This window comes from Arcobacter thermotolerans (assembly GCF_983172305.1).
Genome location: NZ_CFAFZJ010000007.1, coordinates 69364 through 90509, shown reverse-complemented (window position 1 = coordinate 90509; position 21146 = coordinate 69364). Strand labels below are relative to the sequence as shown.

Annotated in this window: 20 protein-coding genes; 4 read left to right on the top strand and 16 right to left on the bottom strand. The window is 27.3% G+C overall.

Annotation, left to right across the window (positions count from 1 at the left end; translation table 11 throughout):
• Positions 1–48: 48 nt before the first annotated feature.
• Both cysS and nusA read right to left on the bottom strand, forming a co-directional pair.
• A complete protein-coding gene (cysS, locus tag AC5LG6_RS07070) occupies positions 49–1452 on the bottom strand; it encodes a cysteine--tRNA ligase (RefSeq protein WP_498586085.1) in 1404 nt (467 codons plus the stop codon).
• A 1-nt stretch (position 1453) separates the two neighbouring features.
• Positions 1454–2623 carry a transcription termination factor NusA gene (gene nusA, locus AC5LG6_RS07065; RefSeq protein ID WP_434253076.1) on the bottom strand — a complete coding sequence of 390 codons (1170 nt, stop codon included), beginning with the start codon at positions 2621–2623 and terminating at the stop codon, positions 1454–1456.
• 152 nt (positions 2624–2775) lie between these two features.
• On the opposite strand from nusA, the gene AC5LG6_RS07060 reads away from it, so the two are divergent.
• The 4 genes from AC5LG6_RS07060 to AC5LG6_RS07045 are packed head-to-tail and all read left to right on the top strand — an operon-like array spanning position 2776 to position 6543.
• The gene (locus AC5LG6_RS07060) at positions 2776–3018 is read left to right on the top strand and encodes an HP0268 family nuclease (RefSeq protein ID WP_066156580.1); all 243 of its coding nucleotides are present in this window, start codon (positions 2776–2778) and stop codon (positions 3016–3018) included.
• A 21-nt stretch (positions 3019–3039) separates the two neighbouring features.
• On the top strand, positions 3040–4344 hold the full coding sequence (gene miaB / locus AC5LG6_RS07055) for a tRNA (N6-isopentenyl adenosine(37)-C2)-methylthiotransferase MiaB (RefSeq protein WP_498586084.1): 1305 nt from the start codon (positions 3040–3042) through the stop codon (positions 4342–4344).
• Positions 4345–4379: 35 nt separating this feature from the next.
• Positions 4380–4955 (top strand): lysophospholipid acyltransferase family protein, encoded by a 576-nt coding sequence (locus AC5LG6_RS07050; RefSeq protein ID WP_498586083.1) that lies wholly within the window; start codon positions 4380–4382, stop codon positions 4953–4955.
• A gap of 13 nt (positions 4956–4968) precedes the next feature.
• Positions 4969–6543, top strand: a complete 1575-nt coding sequence (locus AC5LG6_RS07045; RefSeq protein ID WP_498586082.1) for a DUF8569 domain-containing protein — start codon at positions 4969–4971, stop codon at positions 6541–6543.
• Positions 6544–6585: 42 nt separating this feature from the next.
• Here AC5LG6_RS07045 and mltA read toward each other — a convergent pair whose 3' ends face one another.
• The 14 genes from mltA to AC5LG6_RS06975 all read right to left on the bottom strand — a co-directional run bounded on the left by mltA (position 6586) and on the right by AC5LG6_RS06975 (position 21145).
• The gene (gene mltA, locus AC5LG6_RS07040; RefSeq protein WP_498586081.1) at positions 6586–7713 is read right to left on the bottom strand and encodes a murein transglycosylase A; all 1128 of its coding nucleotides are present in this window, start codon (positions 7711–7713) and stop codon (positions 6586–6588) included.
• Positions 7710–8012 carry a hypothetical protein gene (locus tag AC5LG6_RS07035; RefSeq protein ID WP_066168245.1) on the bottom strand — a complete coding sequence of 101 codons (303 nt, stop codon included), beginning with the start codon at positions 8010–8012 and terminating at the stop codon, positions 7710–7712. Before AC5LG6_RS07035 ends, mltA begins: the two co-directional genes overlap by 4 nt.
• 11 nt (positions 8013–8023) lie before the next feature.
• Positions 8024–9907, bottom strand: a complete 1884-nt coding sequence (gene dnaK, locus AC5LG6_RS07030; RefSeq protein WP_066221484.1) for a molecular chaperone DnaK — start codon at positions 9905–9907, stop codon at positions 8024–8026.
• Positions 9908–9988: 81 nt separating this feature from the next.
• Positions 9989–10564: a nucleotide exchange factor GrpE gene (gene grpE / locus AC5LG6_RS07025; protein WP_186984777.1), complete on the bottom strand. Its 576-nt coding sequence runs from the start codon at positions 10562–10564 to the stop codon at positions 9989–9991.
• 9 nt (positions 10565–10573) lie between these two features.
• Entirely contained in the window at positions 10574–11365 is a 792-nt protein-coding gene (locus tag AC5LG6_RS07020) for a heat-shock protein (protein ID WP_066221478.1), read from the bottom strand.
• A 116-nt stretch (positions 11366–11481) separates the two neighbouring features.
• Complete coding sequence (locus AC5LG6_RS07015; RefSeq protein WP_260931494.1) at positions 11482–12132, bottom strand: transglutaminase-like cysteine peptidase; 651 nt, start codon at positions 12130–12132, stop codon at positions 11482–11484.
• A complete protein-coding gene (gene truA, locus AC5LG6_RS07010) occupies positions 12129–12854 on the bottom strand; it encodes a tRNA pseudouridine(38-40) synthase TruA (protein WP_498586080.1) in 726 nt (241 codons plus the stop codon). Before truA ends, AC5LG6_RS07015 begins: the two co-directional genes overlap by 4 nt.
• Positions 12855–12856: 2 nt before the next feature.
• Complete coding sequence (locus AC5LG6_RS07005; protein WP_498586079.1) at positions 12857–13873, bottom strand: LptF/LptG family permease; 1017 nt, start codon at positions 13871–13873, stop codon at positions 12857–12859.
• The gene (locus AC5LG6_RS07000; RefSeq protein WP_272899959.1) at positions 13870–14334 is read right to left on the bottom strand and encodes a prepilin peptidase; all 465 of its coding nucleotides are present in this window, start codon (positions 14332–14334) and stop codon (positions 13870–13872) included. Before AC5LG6_RS07000 ends, AC5LG6_RS07005 begins: the two co-directional genes overlap by 4 nt.
• 31 nt (positions 14335–14365) lie before the next feature.
• Positions 14366–15052: a di-trans,poly-cis-decaprenylcistransferase gene (locus AC5LG6_RS06995; protein ID WP_260925308.1), complete on the bottom strand. Its 687-nt coding sequence runs from the start codon at positions 15050–15052 to the stop codon at positions 14366–14368.
• On the bottom strand, positions 15045–16259 hold the full coding sequence (coaBC, locus tag AC5LG6_RS06990) for a bifunctional phosphopantothenoylcysteine decarboxylase/phosphopantothenate--cysteine ligase CoaBC (RefSeq protein WP_498586078.1): 1215 nt from the start codon (positions 16257–16259) through the stop codon (positions 15045–15047). The genes AC5LG6_RS06995 and coaBC overlap by 8 nt, the downstream gene beginning before the upstream one ends.
• On the bottom strand, positions 16256–17560 hold the full coding sequence (glmU, locus tag AC5LG6_RS06985; protein WP_498586077.1) for a bifunctional UDP-N-acetylglucosamine diphosphorylase/glucosamine-1-phosphate N-acetyltransferase GlmU: 1305 nt from the start codon (positions 17558–17560) through the stop codon (positions 16256–16258). Before glmU ends, coaBC begins: the two co-directional genes overlap by 4 nt.
• A gap of 12 nt (positions 17561–17572) precedes the next feature.
• Entirely contained in the window at positions 17573–19516 is a 1944-nt protein-coding gene (locus AC5LG6_RS06980) for an ankyrin repeat domain-containing protein (RefSeq protein ID WP_498586076.1), read from the bottom strand.
• A gap of 72 nt (positions 19517–19588) precedes the next feature.
• On the bottom strand, positions 19589–21145 hold the full coding sequence (locus AC5LG6_RS06975; RefSeq protein ID WP_498586075.1) for a helicase-related protein: 1557 nt from the start codon (positions 21143–21145) through the stop codon (positions 19589–19591).
• Position 21146 lies beyond the last annotated feature (1 nt).

Here is a 21146-nt window from a genome sequence, read left to right as displayed (position 1 = left end):
GTGTATATTATGCGTTTTGTTGATAACAAAAAATTTAAACCTAAAAAATTATCTATACTCCCAAACAACTCCCAAAGCTGTATCCATAATTGATATATTCATAGCAGATAACTCATCTCTTATACTATCTGCTTTTGCAAAATCTTTATTTTTTTTCGCCTCTGCTCTTTTTGAAATCAAATCTTCTATGCGTTTTTTTAGCTCTAAACTAACTCCAAATTGGAAATAAGAGAAAGCATCACTTCCACCAAAACCTAGAACTTTTTCAATAAACTCAATATTTGCAACTATCTCTTGTTTTAGACTCTTATCTTTTGGATTTTTATCCAAACTATCATTTGAACTATTTATAAACTCATCAATAAAGCTAAGTGCCAATGATGTATTTAAATCATCATTTAGTGCTTCCAAAAGAGTGTTTTCAAACTTTTCATTCACTTTTGAAGCAGTTACTTCATAAACTCTTTTTTTAACTCTATAAAGTTTATCAAGTCTTTTTTTACTTGCAAGTAAATCCTCTTCGTTAAAGTTTATATTTGCTCTATATGAAGAGCTTAGAAGATAAAATCTTACAACTTCTCCACTATAAGATTTCAAAACATCTTTTAAGAAAAATGAGTTCCCTAAAGATTTACTCATCTTTTCTCCATTTATATTTACAAAACCGTTGTGCATCCAATATTTTGCAAGATTTTGTCCACTTGCACATCTTGTTTGACTAGCTTCATTTTCATGATGAGGAAAAAGTAAATCAGCTCCACCACAATGAATATCAATTTGGAAAGGTTCATCCTTATAAGCTAAATGTTTTTCAATCATAGCACTACACTCAATATGCCATCCAGGACGACCTGCTCCAAAATTTGAAGCAAAAGATACATCACTAGCTTTTTCAAATTTCCAAAGAGCAAAATCTGAACTATTTCTTTTTTGATTGTTTATTTCAACTCTTGCTTGTGAATTTTCATCACTTGCTTGATTTGATAATGAACCATAATTTTTATCTTTTGAAACATCAAAATATACGCTATCATCTGTTTTATATGCGATATCTTTTGAAAGTAAATTTTCTATCATCTCTTTCATAGCATCAAGATTTTCAGTAGCTTTTGGCTCAAAACTATTTGGTAAAATATTTAAAATTTCCATATCATTTTTATAATTTTTTATATAAAAAGTTGTAATCTCTTCTAAAGATTTACCCTCTTCTTTCATCTTTTTGATAATCTTATCATCAATATCTGTAAAATTTTTTGCAAAAACTACTTCATAACCATTTGCTTTTAAAACTCTATGAAGTAAATCAAAAGCAATAGCACTTCTTGCATGTCCTAAGTGAGAATTATCATAAACAGTTGGTCCACACACATATATTTTTGAAATGTTTGGTTTTAAAGATACAAATTCTACTTTTGTTTTTTTTGATGTATCATAAAAATATATCTTTTTCATACTATTTAAATAGTGCCTCTAGGCTTGATGCATCACTTATCTTTTCATCTTTTTTAGTTTCAAGATTTGAAGTTGTTACACCTGTTTCAATCTCAACAATCTCTATATCATATTTTGTAAGCATAGAAGCTAATCTTATATTTAATCCAGCTTTACCTATTGCTTTACTTTTTTGCTCACTATTAATTGTAACAACTGCTTTACCTTTTTCACCATTTTTTGGATGTTCTTCTATTTTTACACTATTTACTAAAGCAGGACTTAAAGCACGAGAAATAAACATCTCTGGAACACTTGAATACTCTATACAATCGATATTTTCTCCATTTAGCTCTTGTGAAACGGCATTTATTCTAACACCTTTTACACCAACAATTGCTCCAATTGCATCTATTTGTGGGCTTGTAGATATAAGTGCTATTTTTGATCTACTTCCAGGAATTCTAGCACTTGCTTCTATAATAATTTTTTCATCTTTAAGTTCTGGAACTTCTAAAGTAAGTAAATTTTCCAAAAACTTAGGACTTGTTCTTGATAACTCTACCATCAAGCCTAAATTTTTATCAATATTTACAGATTTAACAACAGCTTTAAGTGTATCTCCTACTTTAAAATACTCACCTTTTATTCTATTTTTTCTTTGAAGAATACCTTTTATTTCTCCTATTTCAATAAAAGTACTATCATTTTTGTCAACTCTTGTAACAACAGCAGATACAATTTTTCCAACTTTTTCTTTGTATTTTGCCATTATATTTTCTTCTACAAATCTTTGAAGCTTATATTCAAAATTACTTGAAAGAATTGTTGCAGCATTTCTTCCCATATTTTCAAATTCTAACTCATAACTCAAATGATCCCCAAGTTCTAAATCACTATTGATAGCTTTTGCTTCATCTATTGCTATAAAATTCTCTTTATTTATTGGTGTTCCGTCTTCATTTACTAAATCTTCGAATAATCTTTTATCATCATTTGCTACAACTTCTATCTTTTGAAAAAGTGTTAATTTTTTACTTGCTCTATCTACTTTTGCATCAAAAATCAAAGTGTAATCAACCATTTTTTGAGCAGTCTTAATCAAAGCCTCTTTTAAAGCATTTTCTACATCAGTAATTTTAAGACCCTTTTCATAAGCTATTGAGTCTAAAATATCTATTATTTTATCCATAATTATTTCCTATAGTTTTTTTAACATTGAAATGGTAAGTTTGATTTTCAATGCAAGTTTTAGGACAATAGTATATCAAAACTACCTTTTATAGAAATTAAAGCAATTTTTGACTAAAATATACGATTATTTGAAAAAAAAGGTTTAATGAAATGGAATTATTAATTGCTAGAAATGAATTAAATGAAAAGCCAAAAAAAGTACAGTTAGAAAAGATTAAAGATGAGCTAAAAAAAGAGGGTCAAAAAATATTTTACTTTGATAGAGATAACTCTCACAAAGATATGATGGCTCTAGTTGAAGCTTTAGAAAAAGAGGGATTTAATATCTATTTTAGAGAGATTAAATTTGGATTAGCTGATGATGAGTATATGTATGAGGTTCATGCACTTTAATATTTTATAGTGATAAAAAATATGAGCAAAAAACTATTTATACAAACTTTAGGTTGTCAAATGAATGACACCGATAGTAAACATATTCAAGCAGAACTTGAAAAACACAAAGGTTATAGTGCTACACAAAATATTGAAGATGCTGATTTAATTATTATAAACACTTGTTCTGTTCGAGAAAAACCAGTTCAAAAACTATTTTCTGAAATTGGACAATTTAATAAGAAAAAAAAAGATGGTGCAAAAATTGGCGTTTGTGGATGCACAGCATCTCATTTAGGTGAAGATATTATAAAAAGAGCTCCTTATGTTGATTTTGTACTGGGAGCTAGAAATATTTCAAAAATAAAAGATGTTGTTGATAAAAAAGGCTCTGTTGAAATAAGTATTGATAATGACGACTCACAATATGAGTTTGCAATAGCAAATAACAACAATTTTAGAACAAGTGTAAATATATCTGTTGGTTGTGATAAAGAGTGTACATATTGCATAGTTCCTAGTACAAGAGGTGATGAAATATCTATTCCACCAGAAATGATAGTTTCACAAATACAAAAAGCTGTTGATAATGGTGTTGTTGAAGTTGCTCTTTTGGGACAAAATGTAAACTCTTATGGAAAAAGATTTAGTAATAATAGAGATAAATATAGCTTCACACAACTTCTTCAAGATATATCAAAAATAGATGGTCTAAAGAGAATTAGATTTACATCTCCACATCCTCTTCATATGGATGATGAGTTCATAGAAGAGTTTGCAAGAAATCCAAAAATCTCAAAATGTATTCATATGCCTCTTCAAAGTGGTTCTACAAAGATTTTAAAAGCTATGAAAAGAGGATACACAAAAGAGTGGTTTTTAAATAGAGCTTTAAAAATGAGAGAGTTAATTCCTGATTTAAGAATTACTACAGATATTATTGTAGCTTTTCCAGGAGAGACACATGAGGACTTTTTAGATACTTTAGATGTTGTAAATCAAGTAAAATTTGATCAAATTTTCAATTTTAAATACTCTCCTAGACCAAATACTAAAGCACTTGAATTAAAAGATTTAGAAATAGAAGATAGTATTGGAAGTGCAAGACTTGATGAGCTAATAGAACTTCATAAAAGATATTTAGAGAACTCAATGCCTAATATGATTGGAAAAACAGTAAATGTTTTAGTTGAGAGTTTAAAACCAAATGGTGAAGTAAGTGGATATACAGATAATTACTTTTTGGTATTTACAAAAGGAAGTGATGAATTACTTGGGAAATTTATAAATGTAAAAATTACAAGTGCAACAAGAACATCATTAAAAGGCGAAATAGTAAAGTAATGTGGAAGTCAATCAAAAAAAAGTATGCTCCATATTTGTTATATTTAATAACAAAATTTATCTATTCAACAAATAAAAAAGTTTATCATCATCCAAAAGATGACAAAGAACCTTTTGTTTTATGTATGTGGCATGGTGATTTACTTTCACAAATCTTTAATTATCATCACTTTCGAAAAGGCTGGGTTGTAAAAGCTTTAATAAGTGAAAATAGAGATGGAGAGATTATTGCAAAAACAGCAGAACTTTTTAATTGTGGAGCAGTTCGTGGTTCTAGCTCACATGGTGCTTCAAAAGTTTTAATAAGAGCATTAAAAGAGTTAAAAGTTGGAAATGATGTTGCAATTACTCCTGATGGTCCTAGAGGTCCACGATATAGCATTGCAGATGGAGTTGTAATAATTTCACAAAAAAGTGGAAAAAATATTAGATGTTTTAATGCCATACCTTCTAAATATTGGCAGTTTAACTCATGGGATAAATTTGTATTACCAAAACCTTTTGGTAAAATAGATTTTTATATAAGCGAACCTTTTAGTGTAAAAGATATGGAACTAGAAGATGCGAAATCTTTAATAAAAACAAAGATGTTACAACACTCTTTAATATAAATTAGGAAAAAAAATGTTTAAAAAAGAGACTATGTTTATAAATGTTGTAAAACAAAACAACAATCTAAAAGTTGAATATAAAAAATATATAAATAATAAAGAAATAAGTGAAGACAACTCAACATTTCTACTAGATGGGGATATTCTTCCAGATAATATTGTTCAAAAATTAAACAATCTACAAAATGAGAATGATTTAAGTTATATATCAACTCTACTTTTAAGTGATACTACAAAATTAATTCCAAAATCAATATCACCAAAAGTAAAAGATTGTGAAATTATTAATTTCAATGAAGCTTACGATATTGTTGTATTAAAAACAACACTATTTGAAACACAAAATTATTTTGGAAAAACTGGAATTGATTATATATATTCAGCTTTTCATATAATGAATGCTCATATTCAAAAACAAAGCTCAAAAAATGAACTTCTATTTTTTATATACAATGACCGAGCTTATATTTTAATAGTAGATAAAAACAGTAAGATTGTTTACAATGAAGTTGTAGATTTACTAACTTTTGATGCTGTAAAAAGAACACATTTTTATGAAGACAATTTGGAGGGTCAAAAACTTTTTGATGAACTTTATTATCTTGAACTTAGTGAACTTTTACAAAAAATTCTAAAAAATTTTCATGAGTCTCAAAAAGAGATTTTTATACAAAAAGTATCTTTTTTGTTCGCTTTAAGAAATCTTACAAAAGAGCAATTAACAAACCTAAGTCTGGAATTAATGCTTAAGGTAGATGACTACAGTGTTGATATTCATGATGAACTTTTTAGCTTATCACGAAATCCAAATGTTTTAAAAAGTTTTGTAGTCCCAAGAAAAAAGAAGAAAAAGAAAGATTCTAGATATATTTTTGTATTTATTCTTTTTGCTATGATGTTTTATGGTGGGTACAAAATATACAATATGATAGATTTTAGAAAAATTGCAATAAACTTAAATTTAATAGAAGCAACTAAAACTATAAATCTTGAAAAACTTCCTGATCATATTTTAAATAATAGTAAAATTGAGCATAGAATAAAAGCTATTTTTAATACTACTCCACAAAATGTAATGATAAATGAGCTTATTTTAAAAAATAAAGTATTAGAACTAAAAATTACTGCAAAAGATAATGAGAATCTAGATTTACTAAAACAGTCTCTAAATAAAATATATCAAACTGTTGAGACAAAAAAATTAGATGAAAAACAAGAGAGTAATTTTGAAGCAATAGTTGTAGCAAAAGATGAATTAGAGATTAAAGATGTTGTGTATGGAATATTTACTCAAGAATATTTACAAGATGAACTTTTTGATAAAGAGAGTATAAATGAACAGTTAAAAATTCTCTTACCAGAACACTCTATAATAAAATATATAGAAACACTTAATGCAAACAAAGTTGAGATTTTCAGTTTTAGTGTAAATACTATTGTAAAAGAACCTAAAGATTTATTTAATATATTTACAAATATAAATAGTGAGTTATACTCAATCAATATTTCAAAACCTATTTTGATGAAAAATACAAATTTAGGAATTGAAGTTGATTTTATTATAGAATTTAATCAACTAAAAAATTAAAAGACATCTTTATTTTATATTTTAAGCTAAGTTGTTGTTCTTTTAGTACTTTGGCTTTAGAACATACAACTTACCTTTCTCTTTCATTCTTCCAGCATAATTTAAAGCTTCAGGACCAAATCCCCAGAAAAAGTCAGCTCTTATTTCTCCTTTAATTGCACCACCAACATCTGCTGCGACTGTGAGTTTATTTATAGGTTCTTTTGAAATAGGATTTTGTGTATTTAAAAAAACAGGCATTCCTAATGGAATATATGTTCTATCAACTGCTATATTTCGTTTTGGAGTTAAAACAGTATTTAAAGCTCCTGTAGCTCCTTGATCTGCAACTTTAAAAAAAACATAACTCTCATTTATATTTAAAATGTCATCTATTTTTGAAGGATTTTTTAGTAAGGCTTCTTTTATTGCTTGAACACTTATATCTTCTTTTGAAATTATCTCATTATCTATAAAATATCTTCCAATACTTTTATATTCTCGTCCATTTTGTCCAGCATATCCAACATTTAAAATCTCTCCAGTATCAAGTTGTATTTTCCCACTTCCTTGAACTTGTAAGAAAAATAGGTCTATTTTATCATCTACATAAGCTATTGCTTCAAGATTTTTATTGTTTGGATTTTTTTCTATAGAAGCTCTTGTATCATAAGGAACAATTTTTTTACCAACTTTTTTGCCAATATTTTTATACCCTTGTAAACTATTTGTATTTGAAAGAACTAAATCTTTTGGAATTTTATAAACTGGATATTTATACCTTTGAGTTTTTTTTAAACTTCCGTATAATAGTGGTTCATAATAACCTGTTATCATTCCCTCATCATTTGAATTATTATCATAAAGTTTATATGCTTGGAAGTTTGATACAAAAAACATAGCTCCATCATTTGTATGTTGTGCTTTTTGGCAAACATTTTTTAACTCTTCATACCTTTGTGATTTTTGGCAATCTTTTTTAAAAACTTCTAATGCATGATTTAAATCATCATCAAAAAAACCTTTTATTTGAGAAAAAGGAACTTTTTCCATTTTATTTAAAATCTCTTTTTCATATTTTGATTCAAGACTATTTTGTGAATATTTTTTTTCTATACTTATATTTTCATCTTTTTTCGAACAAGCCGCTATTAAAAAAATAAGTGAACTTAAAAATATTAAATTCTTCATATATTACACTCCATTTGAGAATTTATTGAATGTATCTCTTTTAAACCACAACTTGTACATAAAAACTCTACATCTTTTATACCAGAACAACCATGATATTTTAAAACAGTTGTTTTGATTACATCTTGTGTAAAATTTGTATTACTATTTTTATCAAAAAAAACTTTTCTTGTCTCTAAACAACTAGGACAACTACCACTTAATAGCGAAAAAAGATGATTTTGTTTTGATTTAAAAAAGATATATATTAGGAGTAATACTACTATAAAAAGAATAAAAATATAAATAAGTGTTTGCATAAGGTAGAGTTTTACTCTACCTCAGCATCGATAACATCGTCATCTTTTTTTGCTTGTTGGTTTGCTTGTCCACCTTGTCCTTGCTCACCATCTTTTTTATACATAGCTTCTGCTAATTTATGAGATTTTTCAGTTAAAACTTTTAACTTCTCTTCAATTTGCTCTTTTGTAGCATTATCATCTTTTAAAGTCTCTTCAAGATCTGCCGCTGCATCAATAATTCCTTTTTTATCTTCTTCACTAATAGAACTTTCATTCTCTTCTAATGTTTTTCTTGTAGAGTGAAGCATTGCATCTGCTTGGTTTCTTGTCTCAATTAGAGCTTTTCTTTTAGCATCTACATCTTTATTTGCTTCAGCTTCTGCAACCATTTTTGCAATCTCATCATCACTTAATCCAGAGCTTCCAGAGATTGTAATTTTGTTCTCTTTTCCAGTACCTTTATCTTTTGCACTTACATTTAAAACTCCATTTGCGTCTATATCAAATGTTACTTCAATTTGAGGAACACCTCTTGGAGCTGGTGGAATATCTGAAAGTTCAAACATACCTAAAGATTTGTTATCTCTTGCAAACTCTCTTTCACCTTGAGAAACATGGATAGAAACAGCTGGTTGGTTATCATCTGCTGTACTAAATACTTGAGATTTTTTAACTGGAATTGTTGTTCCTTTTTCAATAAGTTTTGTCATAACTCCACCTAAAGTCTCAATTCCTAAAGATAGTGGTGTAACATCAAGTAATAATACATCCTTAACATCACCTCTTAAAACTCCAGCTTGAACAGCAGCTCCAGCAGCTACAACCTCATCTGGGTTTACACCTTTATTTAAATCTTTTCCAAAGAACTCTCTTACAACTTGGTTTGCTTTTGGTAATCTAGTACTTCCACCAACCATAATAATTTCATCAATATCACTTTTACTTAAATTTGCATCTTTTAAAGCAACTTTTATATGCTCTAAAGTTTCATCTATTAACTTCTCAGTCATAGATTCAAATTTAGCTCTTGTTAAAGATTTTACTAAGTGAATTGGCCCTGCATTTCCCATTGAGATAAATGGTAGATTAATCTCTGTTGATTCAGCCGATGATAACTCTTTTTTAGCATTTTCAGCAGCATCTTTTAATCTTTGAAGTGCCATTTTGTCATTTTTAACATCAAAACCATTTTCAGCTTTAAACTCATCTGCTAACCAATCAATAATTTTATTATCAAAATCATCTCCACCTAGGAAAGCATTTCCATCTGTACTTAAAACTTCAAAAGTTCCATCTCCAATTTCAAGAACTGTAACGTCAAATGTTCCTCCACCTAAATCGTAAACTAGAACTTTCTCTTCACCTTTTTTATCAAGTCCGTATGCTAGTGATGCTGCTGTTGGCTCATTTATAATTCTTAAAACATTAAGACCTGCAATTGTTCCAGCTTCTTGAGTTGCTTTTCTTTGTGCATCATTAAAATATGCAGGAACAGTAATAACAGCATCTGTAACACTACTTCCTAAATACTCTTCAGCATCTGCTTTTAATTTTCCTAAAATTTTTGCTGAAATTTCTTGAGGAGTATAAACTTTTCCAGCAATTTCAACAGCAGCTGCACCATTTCTATCAACTATTTTATATCCAACTTTACTTTGAGCCTCTTTAGCATTTGGCTCATTCATCATAAGTCCCATAATTCTTTTTATAGAATATATAGTTTTTTCTGGATTTGTAATAGCTTGTCTTTTTGCAGGATCTCCTACAAGTACTTCACCTTTATCCGTAAAAGCAACAATAGAAGGAGTTGTATTTTTACCCTCTTTATTTGGAATAATTTTTGCTTCACCATTTTCATAAACTGCAACACAAGAGTTTGTTGTTCCTAAATCTATACCAATAACTTTACTCATTTTTTCTTCCTTTTATTAAATTTTCTTTTTAATTTGTAAATAATCTTAAATTCTATAGTTTAATGACATTTCGGTCAAATTTTAGTTTGCTATGCTAACCATTGAAGGTCTAAGCAATCTATCTTTTAACATATACCCTTTTTGTAACTCACTTACAATTTGTCCAGTTTCATGATCAGGACTATCAACTTGCATAACTGCATTATGAACATTTGGATCAAACTCACAATTTGTATCAACTTTTGTAATATTGTGCTTTTCAAATGTTGTAATAAAACTTTTAATTGTAAGCTCTATTCCCTCTTTTAGTTTTGGAAGTAACTCTTCAGCACTCAAATTCGCATTTGCTGAATTTAAAGCCATTTCCAAAGTATCAAGAGGAGTTAATAGATCTTTTGCAAACTTCTCACTTGCATAATCTATTGCTTGATATTTTTCTCTCTCTAATCTTTTTTTAATATTTTCAAAATCAGCATGAACTCTTAAAAATTTATCTTCACTCTGTTTTAATTCATCTTCAAGTCTAGCAATAACATCTTCTAAACTCTCCTCTTTTTGTTCCTCTTTTCCTTCACAACACTCTTTTGAACTTTCGCAACAACTTTCCGTTTTTTCTATCTCTTCATTTAAAACTTCATCTTGTTTTAATTCACTCATCTTATCTCCTTAAAAATTTATAATTTGTTCAAAAAAATATTCATAATCTTTTGATAATTCACCAACAACAAACATTTTATAATCTTCGTTATTGATTTTGCAGAATTTACAAACTCCTATATAACTTTGTGGTAAAAAACCATCAAAATATAGACCCTCTTTTAGCTCATCTAAAATTGTGCCTTTTAGAAATTTATTAATTGTAAACTCATCAAAATCAAAATTTAATGCCAAAGATAAAAACTCTTTGTAATTAAAAATATCAAAATCACTACTTTGTAAAGTATAGTTTATAGAGCTATAAAGCTCGTAAGCACCAACATCTTTTGAAATTTTTAAAATATCCTTTAAAGAACTTTGTAAAAAATCACTCAAAAACTTATATAAAGCCGGATTAAACTTTATATTTACAACAAAAGTTGTAAACTCTAAAATTATATACCTGTTTTCTACATTTATTATATTTTGTAAAATATCACTTTTCTCTTTTTTTAAAAAAACTGTTACTCCAATTTTATTAGCCAAAAACTCAATAGCTTTTATATTCACACCAGAAATAGAGAAATTTAATTTTCCTATCCAATACTGTTTTAAAGCTTCATTTGTGGGTGTTCTTCCACTACTTATATGCTCTTGAGCTAAAAAACCTTCATCTCCTAGTTTTTTAAAATATCCACGAATTGTTGCAGGAGAATAATCTAACTCATACATAGATTTAAGCTCTTTTGAACCTATTGGTTCTAAATGTTCTATATATGCTTTAATAATAGATTGTAATAAAAACTCTTTTTTATCTATCATAAAATCCTGCTCTTTCTAAACTTTAGCACTCTATCATATAAACTGCTAAAGAATTATATCTTATTGAGTCAATGTTTGTCAAGTATTTATTCTACAAATTATAAATATAGATATTTTCACTCATTTAATTTATAAACTCTATTTAATACTCTATCCCATTTATTGTTATTTTGCCAATCAATAGTTACAAGTTGTGTAAATTTATCTTTTGTAAATTCATATGCATTTAACTCATTGAAAGCTACAACAGGAGTTAAATCATCTCTTTTTGAAAAAGGAAGAACTCTAAAACTAAGATTATCTAAAACTAGTGGAGATGAGTTTTTATTTTCAACATATAATAAAACCATATGTGTTCCAGCACTAGCTTTCACATTTACAACAGCTAAATACAGACTCTCTTTTTTTACTCCAAGTTCCAAAAGTGTAAAATATTTTGCTATTGCATAATCTTCGCAATCTCCAAACCCTTTAATAAAAAACTCTTTTGGTGTCATCCAATAATCATCTATTCCAACACTTTGACTATCAAATTCAGGTAAAGTTTTATTTATAAAAAAATTGACTTTCCCTAATTTTTTATTAATATCAAGATTTTTTGTCTCATTTTTAAATTCACTATATTTTTCTAATCTTTTTAAAATAGCACTTTTTTGTTTTGAGTTATTTATTAAATTTTTATCTTTTGAATTTAGTGCAAATTGATATGCAAAGCTATTTGTAAAAAATAGAGAGCTTAATATAGTTAAAAAAATCAATTTTCTCATTTATAAAAAATCCTAGCTAGATATAAACCATTTGGTGCAATTGGTATTTTAAATATATTTTTTTCACAATTTAACTGTCTTTTTAAATCTTCTATTGTTAACTTTTTATCATTAATTGCTATTAAAAATCCTACCATAAGTCGTATTTGAGTTCTTAAATAAGAGTTTGCACAAAATTTAAAAACATAAATATCTTTATATTTATAGAATTTTGTATCAAAAATCTCTCTTTTTGTATTCTCTTTTTCACTTCCTGTTTTATGAAAATATTTAAAATCATAAACTCCAATAAACTCTTTTATGGCACTTTTTAAAAGTTCTTCATCTATATTTTTTATATAAGTTACAAATTTATCATTAAAAGGAGTTGTTGTTTTTGAAGTTATTATATATCTATAAACTCTCTTTTTTGCACTAAATCTTGCATGAAAATTATCATTAACTTCTGATATTTTTTTTATTTTAATTGCTTTTGAAAGTTTATTATTTAAAATCTCTTTTAGTTTTTCTAAATCTTCCCAGTAATCTGGAATAAAAGAGTTAAAAACTTGACCAGTAGCGTGAACATCTCTATCTGTTCTTCCACTTAAAACTATCTTTGTATCAATATTTATATTTTTAAAAGCTTTTAAAAGTTCATCTTCAACTGTGTTTTTATTTGGTTGCTTTTGACTTCCAAAAAAAGAGCTTCCATCATAAGCAATTTCAAACTTTAAATTCAAATTTAATACTCTTTTTTAATAGTTTTAGAATATAAAATATAACTTGCAATTATCCAAATAGTTGGAATTATATACAAAGAGTGTAAAAATAATCTCTCTCCAATATATTTAATCAATATAAAATAGATAACAACTGCTAAAACAGAGTATGCAACAGCTCTATTTTTTTCATATCTTGGATTAAAATAACCAAAAACTATAACTAAAAATAGAGATATTAAAGGAAAAATAGATGATAAAATGAAAAATGAAAAATCATCAATATCTCTATTCTTTTTCAAATTATCTTTCCAAAAGTTATAAGATGTATCAAAATTTACTACATCAACATTTGAAACAGAATCATTTATATACATCTCTTTGTAATCAATCTGATTAAGCTCTTTGTCATCGATTGCAAAAACTTTTCCATTTATCAATTTAAAACTTAAATTACCTTTTTCATTTTCAAGTACAGCTTGATCACTTACTATAAAGTTTTCTGAACTCTTTTCACTCTTAAAAAGTGTAACTTCTTGATAAACATTTTTATCTTTTCCATTTATATAAATTAACCAATCACCAAATTTTTGTCCAAACTCACTCTCTTTTATATTAAAATTTGCCTCTTTTTTCTTAATTTCAGAGAAAGTTTTTGTTAAATATTTTGTTTTAGGAATAAGACCTAAAGATATTACGAGTAAAAAAATAGTTAATATAGTTGTTAAAGGCAAGAAAATTTTAATTATATTTAGTGGGTTTAAACCATAAGATGTAATAACAACCATCTCATATTCACTTGATAACTTTGACAAACAAATTGTTAATGATATAAAAAAAGATATTGGTAATGTATAAAATATAACTTGTGGAATTGAATAGATATAAAGCTTTAAAAGCTCAAAAGATGTCATTGTTATCACAGATGTAAGGCTTGCAATTTTAACCAAAAAAACAACAGAGGTTATAAAAAAAAGTCCTAAAAATATAGGAAAAAAGCTAATAGCTAATTGTGAGTGTAAATAGTTACTTAATCTCAATAAAAATCCTTAAAAATATTTGATAAATTAAAAAAATACTCCAATAAAAAACCAAAAACTAGAAATGGAATAAAAGGTATTTCAATTTCATTTTTTCTATTTTTTAAATAGATTGCATAAAACATAGCTACAATTGCACTTAAAAATATTGCAATAAATGTATTATAAACTCCTAAAATAACACCAAAAGATGCAATCAAAGGAATATCTCCCTCTCCTAGTGCTGTTTGAGTCTTTAAACTCTCATCTTTTAAAAATCTTGATTTTATATTTTGTATATAAAAAGTAACCAAAAAATTTAATATTACAAAAGCTCCAGAAATTATAAATGCACTTTGCAATGCTTCAAAAATATCAAGCTTTGTAATAAAAAAAGATGAAAAAAATGCAAATAACAGAAGATAATCAGGAACAGCTTTATATTTAAAATCATACAATGATAAAACCACTAAATTTATCAAAAATAGTGTAAAGAGAACATTTTGAAAAATACTAAACTCCACCAAATCTTCTTTGCCTTTTATTAAAATCTTCTATTATATCATCTAGCTCTTTAACACTAAAATCTGGCCAGAGTGTTTGTGTAAAAAACATCTCTGCATATGCATTTTGCCACAATAAATAGTTTGAAAGTCTAATCTCTCCACTTGTTCGTATGAGCAAATCAACATCTCCAAATTCTGCTGTATCAAGACATGATTCAAAGTTTTTTTCATTTATTTCAAGATTTTTCTCATTTAATTTTTTTATAGCTCTAATTATCTCATCTTTTGAACCATAATTAAGTGCTAAAACTTGAGTAAGTCCTAAGTTTTTTGATGTTTTTTCTTCAATATCTTTTATAGTTTTTTGTAAACTCTTTGAAAACTTACTTAAATCACCAATAGCTTTAAACCTAATACTATTTTGCATAAATGTTTCCAGCTCATTTTTTAAATATTTTTCTAAAAGTTTCATAAGATATTCAACTTCGAGTTTTGGTCTTGTCCAGTTTTCAGTAGAAAAAGCGTATAAAGTAAGGTATTTAACCCCCAATTTTGCACAATGTTTTGTAATATTTCGAACAACCCTAGCACCTTCCTCATGACCAGCCGTTCTTTTAAGATCTCTTTGTTTTGCCCATCTTCCATTTCCATCCATTATTATTGCAATATGAGATGGGGGATTTGAACTACTCATTTGTAAACTCTTTTTCAAATCTATTTAAAATTTCTAAAGAGATATTTAGTTTATTTCCATAAAAATCAAAACTTTTATCTTTTAAAATAAGCTCTATTTTGTTTGTATCACTTCCAAAACTATTAGCTTCATCTAAAATATTTAGGCAAACTGCATCAAGATTTTTATTTTTTAGCATATTTTGCGCATTTGATTTTGCCTCTTTTTTATCCATCTCTGCTTTAAAACCAATAGAAAAAATATCTTTTTTATCTAAATTTGCCAATATATCAATATTTTTACTAAGCTCTAAACTCCAAGTTTCTCCAAGTTTCTCTTTTTTTAATTTCCCATCAAATTTTTCTTTTGGAATATAATCACTAACTGCTGCTACCATAAATAAGAAACTCTTTTTATCTAATTTTTTATCTAAAGCTAATTTCAAATTTTCAAACATCTGTTGTCCACTAGTTGAAACTCTCAAATCTATCTCATAAGGTATATTTTCAAAACCTCTGCTTGATACTAAAGTGACATCTGCACCCAAATAGTAAAGAGCTGTTGCTAAACTTGATGCCATTTTCCCACTTGAAAAATTTGAGATATATCTTACATCATCAATTTTCTCTAATGTTCCACCACCACTTAAAACAGCTCTTCTATTTTTCCAATATAAAGTTTTTAAAAGTTCTTTGCAAGTTTTATGAAAAATATCTATTGGCTCAAGCATTGCACCATTTCCAACATCTTTACAAGCTAACTCTTTTGTTTGAGTTTTTAAAACTTCAAATCCTAAATTTTTTAAGTTATTTATACTTTCAGTAGTAATAGGATTTTCAATCATATTTGTATTTGCAGCAGGTGCAATAATAATTTTCTTTTTACAAGCAAGCACTGTTTGAAGTAGTAAATTATCAGCAATACCACAAGATATTTTATTTATAGTATTTGCAGTTGCTGGAGCAATTAGTAAAATATCAGCCCATTTTGTTATATCTATGTGATTATAGTTTTGACTTTTATCCCAGCTTTCACTACTCTCATCTAAAACTCTGTTTTGAGAAATTGCTTCAAATGTTATTGGATTTATAAATTTTTTTGCACCATCACTTAAAATTACTTTTACATTTGCACCAGCTTTTATAAAAAGTCTTATTAGCTCTAAGCTTTTATATATTGCAATTGAGCCAGTTACTGCTAAAAGTATATTTTTATCTTTTAAAATCACGATTTTTTCTTACTTTCAAAGTGTCTATAAAAATAACCATCAATAGTTTTTGCTTTTGCTCGTGTCAAATACAATTCACCTTTTTTAACATCACCAGTAACTGTTGAACCAGCTGCTATTAAAACATCATCTTCTATCTTTACAGGTGCAACAAATTGTGTATCACTTCCAACAAAAACATTTTTTCCAATAATTGTTTGATGTTTATTTACCCCATCATAATTACAAGTTATTGTTCCACAACCAATATTTGTCCCCTCATCTATAACACAATCTCCAAGATATGATAGATGACCTGCTTTTACACCATTTAATTTAGCTTTTTTTGTCTCTACAAAGTTTCCAATATGTGTCTTATTCAGTTCACTATCTGGTCGTATTCTTGCCATTGGTCCAACATCACTATCTTTTATGATTGAATCTTCAACTACACTATTTGTTTTTATATGTGAGTTTATAATTTTTGAGTTTCCAAGAAGGCTTACACCATTTTCAATGATACTTTCACCTTCAATAGTAACTCCCTCTTCTATATAAATAGTATCAGGTAATCGAAGAATTACTCCAGCTTTCATAAACTCTTTTTTAATTCTATTTTGATGAATTACTTCAGCATCTGCAAGTTCTACTTTTGAATTTACACCTTTAAAATTCTCTTCATTTACAATCAAAGGTTTTAACACTTTTCCTTGATTTATAGCCATTTCTACTAAATCTGTTATGTAGTACTCTTTTTGTGCATTATTGTTATTTAGTTTTGGTAAGTTTTCAAGTAAGAACTTTGAACAAAACTGATAAATCCCTGCATTTGCTGTTGTGATTTTCAGTTCATTCTCTGTTGCATCTTTTTGCTCAACTATCTTTTTAACATCTCCATTTTCAATTATTACTCTTCCATAACCATCTGCACTTTGTAGCTTCAAAACTGACATTACAATTGTTGCATTTGGAATATCAAATTTTTCTAACTCACTTGCTTGAATTAAAGGCATATCACCATTTAAAACTAGAACTTTCTCATATTTTGGAGTAATTCCCATAACAGCCCCACCAGTTCCAGGGTAGTTTTTATGATCTTGAATTATAAAATTTATATTTGAAAAATATTTTTCAATTTCAGTTTTAACTTTTTCAAACTGATGATATAAAACAACCGTTATATCATCACTCAATTTTAAAGCCTCTTTTATAGAGTAGTAAAGCATTGGTTTTCCAGAAATTTTATGTAAAACTTTTGGTGTATCTGATTTCATTCTTGTTCCTTGACCTGCTGCAAGGATTATTATAGATTTTTGATTCAAAAAAATTCCTTATTATTTTTTAAGTAAAGCTTCATTTATCTCTTTTTTAAAGTTTGTAACAACTTCAATAAGAGCATTTTTCATCTTACTATCACTAATATCTTCTGCTGCAACTAATTTATCAAGTATCTTCTCTTTACTTTTGAAAAATTCAGCTACTTTTTTATTTTTTGGATTGTTATTGTACATCAAAACTCCAGAAGAGATAAGAGTTATTACAAGTCTAGTATGTCCTAAAATTGCGGCATAATTTAATATATTAAAGCCACTATTATCAGGTTCATTCATATTTGCACCTGCTAAAATCAACCATCTTGCTATCTCATAGTTTCCTTTCCATTGAGTGTGATGAAGAGCAGTTCTTCCGTGATTATCTTTTATATCAAGATTTGCTTTTTTTATCATTAATTTTTCAACCACAAGCAAATCATCTGCTATTACAGCTTTATGAATAACTGTTCTTCCATCTTTATCTTGGATATCCATATTTATTCTATATTTTAGAAAATTTTGTAACCTTTTTATAAAATATGCTTTCAAAGTTCTATCTTCTATTCTTAAACCCTCATCAACCATATACATTAAAGGAGTATTTCCATCAAAATCTCTATGATTTAAATCTACTTTATGCTCAACCAAAATATCAAGAATATCGAAACTATCATAAGGAACTAAATCAAAAACTATATTCTTTCCATCGACTCTTGTATAACTTATATCAGCTTCATAAACTAATAATTTTTTTAATAAAATATCAAATCCACCATCTTCTTGTATATATTCATCTAAACTTGGATTTCTTGGTTTTTCACCTTTTGAGATTAAAATAAGTTCTATAAGATTGTCTATAATTGTTCTAAAATATTTATCTCTTTGATTTAAGTTTGCACCTTTTTGGATTAAAAAATCTATTATTTTATTGTTTGAATAACCCTTTAAAACCTCTATATGAAACAAACTTCTATGGTGTTCATCAAAAATATTTAAACTAGCCCCACAATTTAATAAAAACTCTGCATTTACAAAATTTTTTCTCTCTAACTCTTTTTGTAAAGCAGTTTTTCCATATTTATCTAAAGTATCAACTTTAAATCCTAGCTCAACAATTTGAAGAGCCAAAGATAAGTAATCATCTTTTGGATTTATAAGCATATATCTTTTATCTTCAATATCTTTGTCATATTTTTGTAAAACCATTATGTAAAAAATTTCATCTAAAATAGATTTATCTCTATTATCAATTACATTAAGATTTATTCCTCTTTTTGCTAAATGCTTTAGAAGTATCTCATTTTTAAAACCTTGCAAAATCGTGTTATATAAAACATTTTGACCATTTTTATCTAAAATATTTAGATTTATTCCTATATTTATCAAAGCCAAAGCGAGTCTTAAATCATCTTTTAAAACAGCTTCAAAAAGTGCTGTTTGTCCATTTTTATCTACTGCATTTATATCTTTTACATTGTCAATAACTTTTTTCAAAGTCTCAAAATTCCCATTTTCTATGGCATCAAAAACTACATTTCTTCCATTATTGTCTTTTATATCAAAATCCAAATTGTAGTTTAAAAGTATTTGAAAAACTTTATCATTTCCTAAAAGTACGGTATCTTGTAATACTGTTCTACCAGAAGAGTTTTTTCTATTTCCATCAAAACCATTGTCTAGTAAAAATTTTATCATCATAAAATCATATTTTTCACAAGCCTCACTTAGTACTGTTTTACCAAGCTTATCCTCTTTGTACATATCTATACCAAGGCTTATCAAAACTCTCATTGCAATAAAATTTTTTTTAGAAGCAAAGAAAAAAAGATAATTTCTTCCCTTTTCATCTACTCCATTTATATTTACACCGTTTGCAATATATTTTTTGAGTTTATCAATATTGATATTTGAAGACATCAACTCTTTTAAAAATGCATTTTCATCGGCCCTAAAAAAACCTAGCACCATACTTTCCTTATTCTAAATATTCATCTTTACATTCATCTTAACTATGCATATATTCTATCAAAAAATATATTAAACTCTTTTTCTTCTTCTAGAATAAAAATTATTTTTTCTATCTTCTTTTCCTCTATCTTTATAAAAAGGTTTTTCATCTCTTTTTTCATCTATCAAAACACCTTTTAAAGATTTCTCAATAAATCTATTAAAAGATTCTCTCAAAATAAAAGCCTTATCATGGTCAGGAAATAAATCAGGCAACTTATACGAAAGCCAAAGATATAAAGATATTTTTTTTACCTCATCTTCAACCAAAAGCAAATCTTTTTGTGTAATTGCTTTTTTTGGTAAAGTAATTGATGGTTTATAGTGATTTGGTCTTTTTTTAATCACACTTGCAATATATGAGTTAAATGCCTGAACTATAATAGTTGATTTTGTAGTAATTGGAGCTTGTGCCAAAAGATATTTCTCTTCTAAACTCAAACCATCTTTGCTATCAACAATTCTTGAAGCTTCAAGCATACTTGACAGATTTGCAGCTTCAAAAGGACCAGCAAATTTCATATTTAAAGCAAAAAAGTTTAAAACTTTTGTAAGTGATTTTGTCTTTAAATGCATTGAAAGATTTTCTAGTTGAGAGTTGTTTATCTTTACTTTAAATGGGGGTTTTATAGTTTTTATTGGTGCTTCAAACTCATCTTTGATATATTCTAAAACATCTCTTCGTGTAGCTCCTAAATATCCAGCTTCAAAAAGTCCAAATCTTCCAGCACGACCTGCTATTTGAACTATCTCATTTACACTTATTTTTCTTTTTGAAATACCATCAAATTTTGTATCAGTTGTAAAAAGTATTGTTTTAATTGGAAGATTTAACCCCATACTTATAGCATCTGTTGCAATTAAAATTTGAGTTTGCCCATCTCTAAATCTTCTGGCTTCATCTCGTCTTACTTCAGGTGAAAGATTTCCATAAATTACAGATACGGAATATTTTTTTTGCAGTTTTTGTTTAAGTTTTAAAACTTCGGCTCTTGAAAAAGCTATTAAAGCTGTTCCATTTTCAAGTTTTTCAAGTGGTGTCCACTTTTGCAAAACCAATAAAGGATTTTTTCTTTTATGTCTTACAACTTCTAACTCTTCATCTAAATATTGAACTATCTTTTTTACAGCTTCAAGAGCATTTACACTTCCAGTCATAATAACTTTTTTTGCAGGAACTCCAATAATAGCGTTTACCCAAGCCCAACCTCTATCAATATCTTCAAGCATTTGAACCTCATCGATAATGGCAACATCAACTTCAAGGTCAAAATCCAACATCTCAATAGTTGAGCAAATATGAGCTGCTTCTTCATTTAAAATCTGCTCTTCACCTGTGATTAATGAGGCATCAATATTTGACTCTTTTAAATCCTCATACCCTTCAAGTGCCAAAAGCCTTAAAGGTGCAAGATATAATCCACTATTTGCCTCTTTTAACTTTTTCATAGCATTATATGTTTTTCCACTATTTGTTGGGCCAACATAAAATTCTAATTTTCGATTCATACTTCTTGCTAGTGGATATAGTGTTTTTAAATCACAATTTAATAAATCTTTTAGTTGTTCTTGCCAATTTTCTTTCATA

Bases quoted from the DNA above. Each gene is read 5' to 3' on its own strand.
- mltA (WP_498586081.1), bottom strand. From the start codon at position 7,713: ATGAAGAATTTAATATTTTTAAGTTCACTTATTTTTTTAATAGCGGCT.
- grpE (WP_186984777.1), bottom strand. From the start codon at position 10,564: ATGAGTGAATTAAAACAAGATGAAGTTTTAAATGAAGAGATAGAAAAA.
- AC5LG6_RS07015 (WP_260931494.1), bottom strand. From the start codon at position 12,132: ATGAGAAAATTGATTTTTTTAACTATATTAAGCTCTCTATTTTTTACA.
- miaB (WP_498586084.1), top strand. From the start codon at position 3,040: ATGAGCAAAAAACTATTTATACAAACTTTAGGTTGTCAAATGAATGAC.
- AC5LG6_RS07060 (WP_066156580.1), top strand. From the start codon at position 2,776: ATGGAATTATTAATTGCTAGAAATGAATTAAATGAAAAGCCAAAAAAA.
- cysS (WP_498586085.1), bottom strand. From the start codon at position 1,452: ATGAAAAAGATATATTTTTATGATACATCAAAAAAAACAAAAGTAGAA.
- nusA (WP_434253076.1), bottom strand. From the start codon at position 2,623: ATGGATAAAATAATAGATATTTTAGACTCAATAGCTTATGAAAAGGGT.
- AC5LG6_RS07020 (WP_066221478.1), bottom strand. From the start codon at position 11,365: ATGATAGATAAAAAAGAGTTTTTATTACAATCTATTATTAAAGCATAT.
- dnaK (WP_066221484.1), bottom strand. From the start codon at position 9,907: ATGAGTAAAGTTATTGGTATAGATTTAGGAACAACAAACTCTTGTGTT.
- AC5LG6_RS06995 (WP_260925308.1), bottom strand. From the start codon at position 15,052: ATGAGTAGTTCAAATCCCCCATCTCATATTGCAATAATAATGGATGGA.
- AC5LG6_RS06975 (WP_498586075.1), bottom strand. From the start codon at position 21,145: ATGAAAGAAAATTGGCAAGAACAACTAAAAGATTTATTAAATTGTGAT.
- AC5LG6_RS07045 (WP_498586082.1), top strand. From the start codon at position 4,969: ATGTTTAAAAAAGAGACTATGTTTATAAATGTTGTAAAACAAAACAAC.
- AC5LG6_RS07035 (WP_066168245.1), bottom strand. From the start codon at position 8,012: ATGCAAACACTTATTTATATTTTTATTCTTTTTATAGTAGTATTACTC.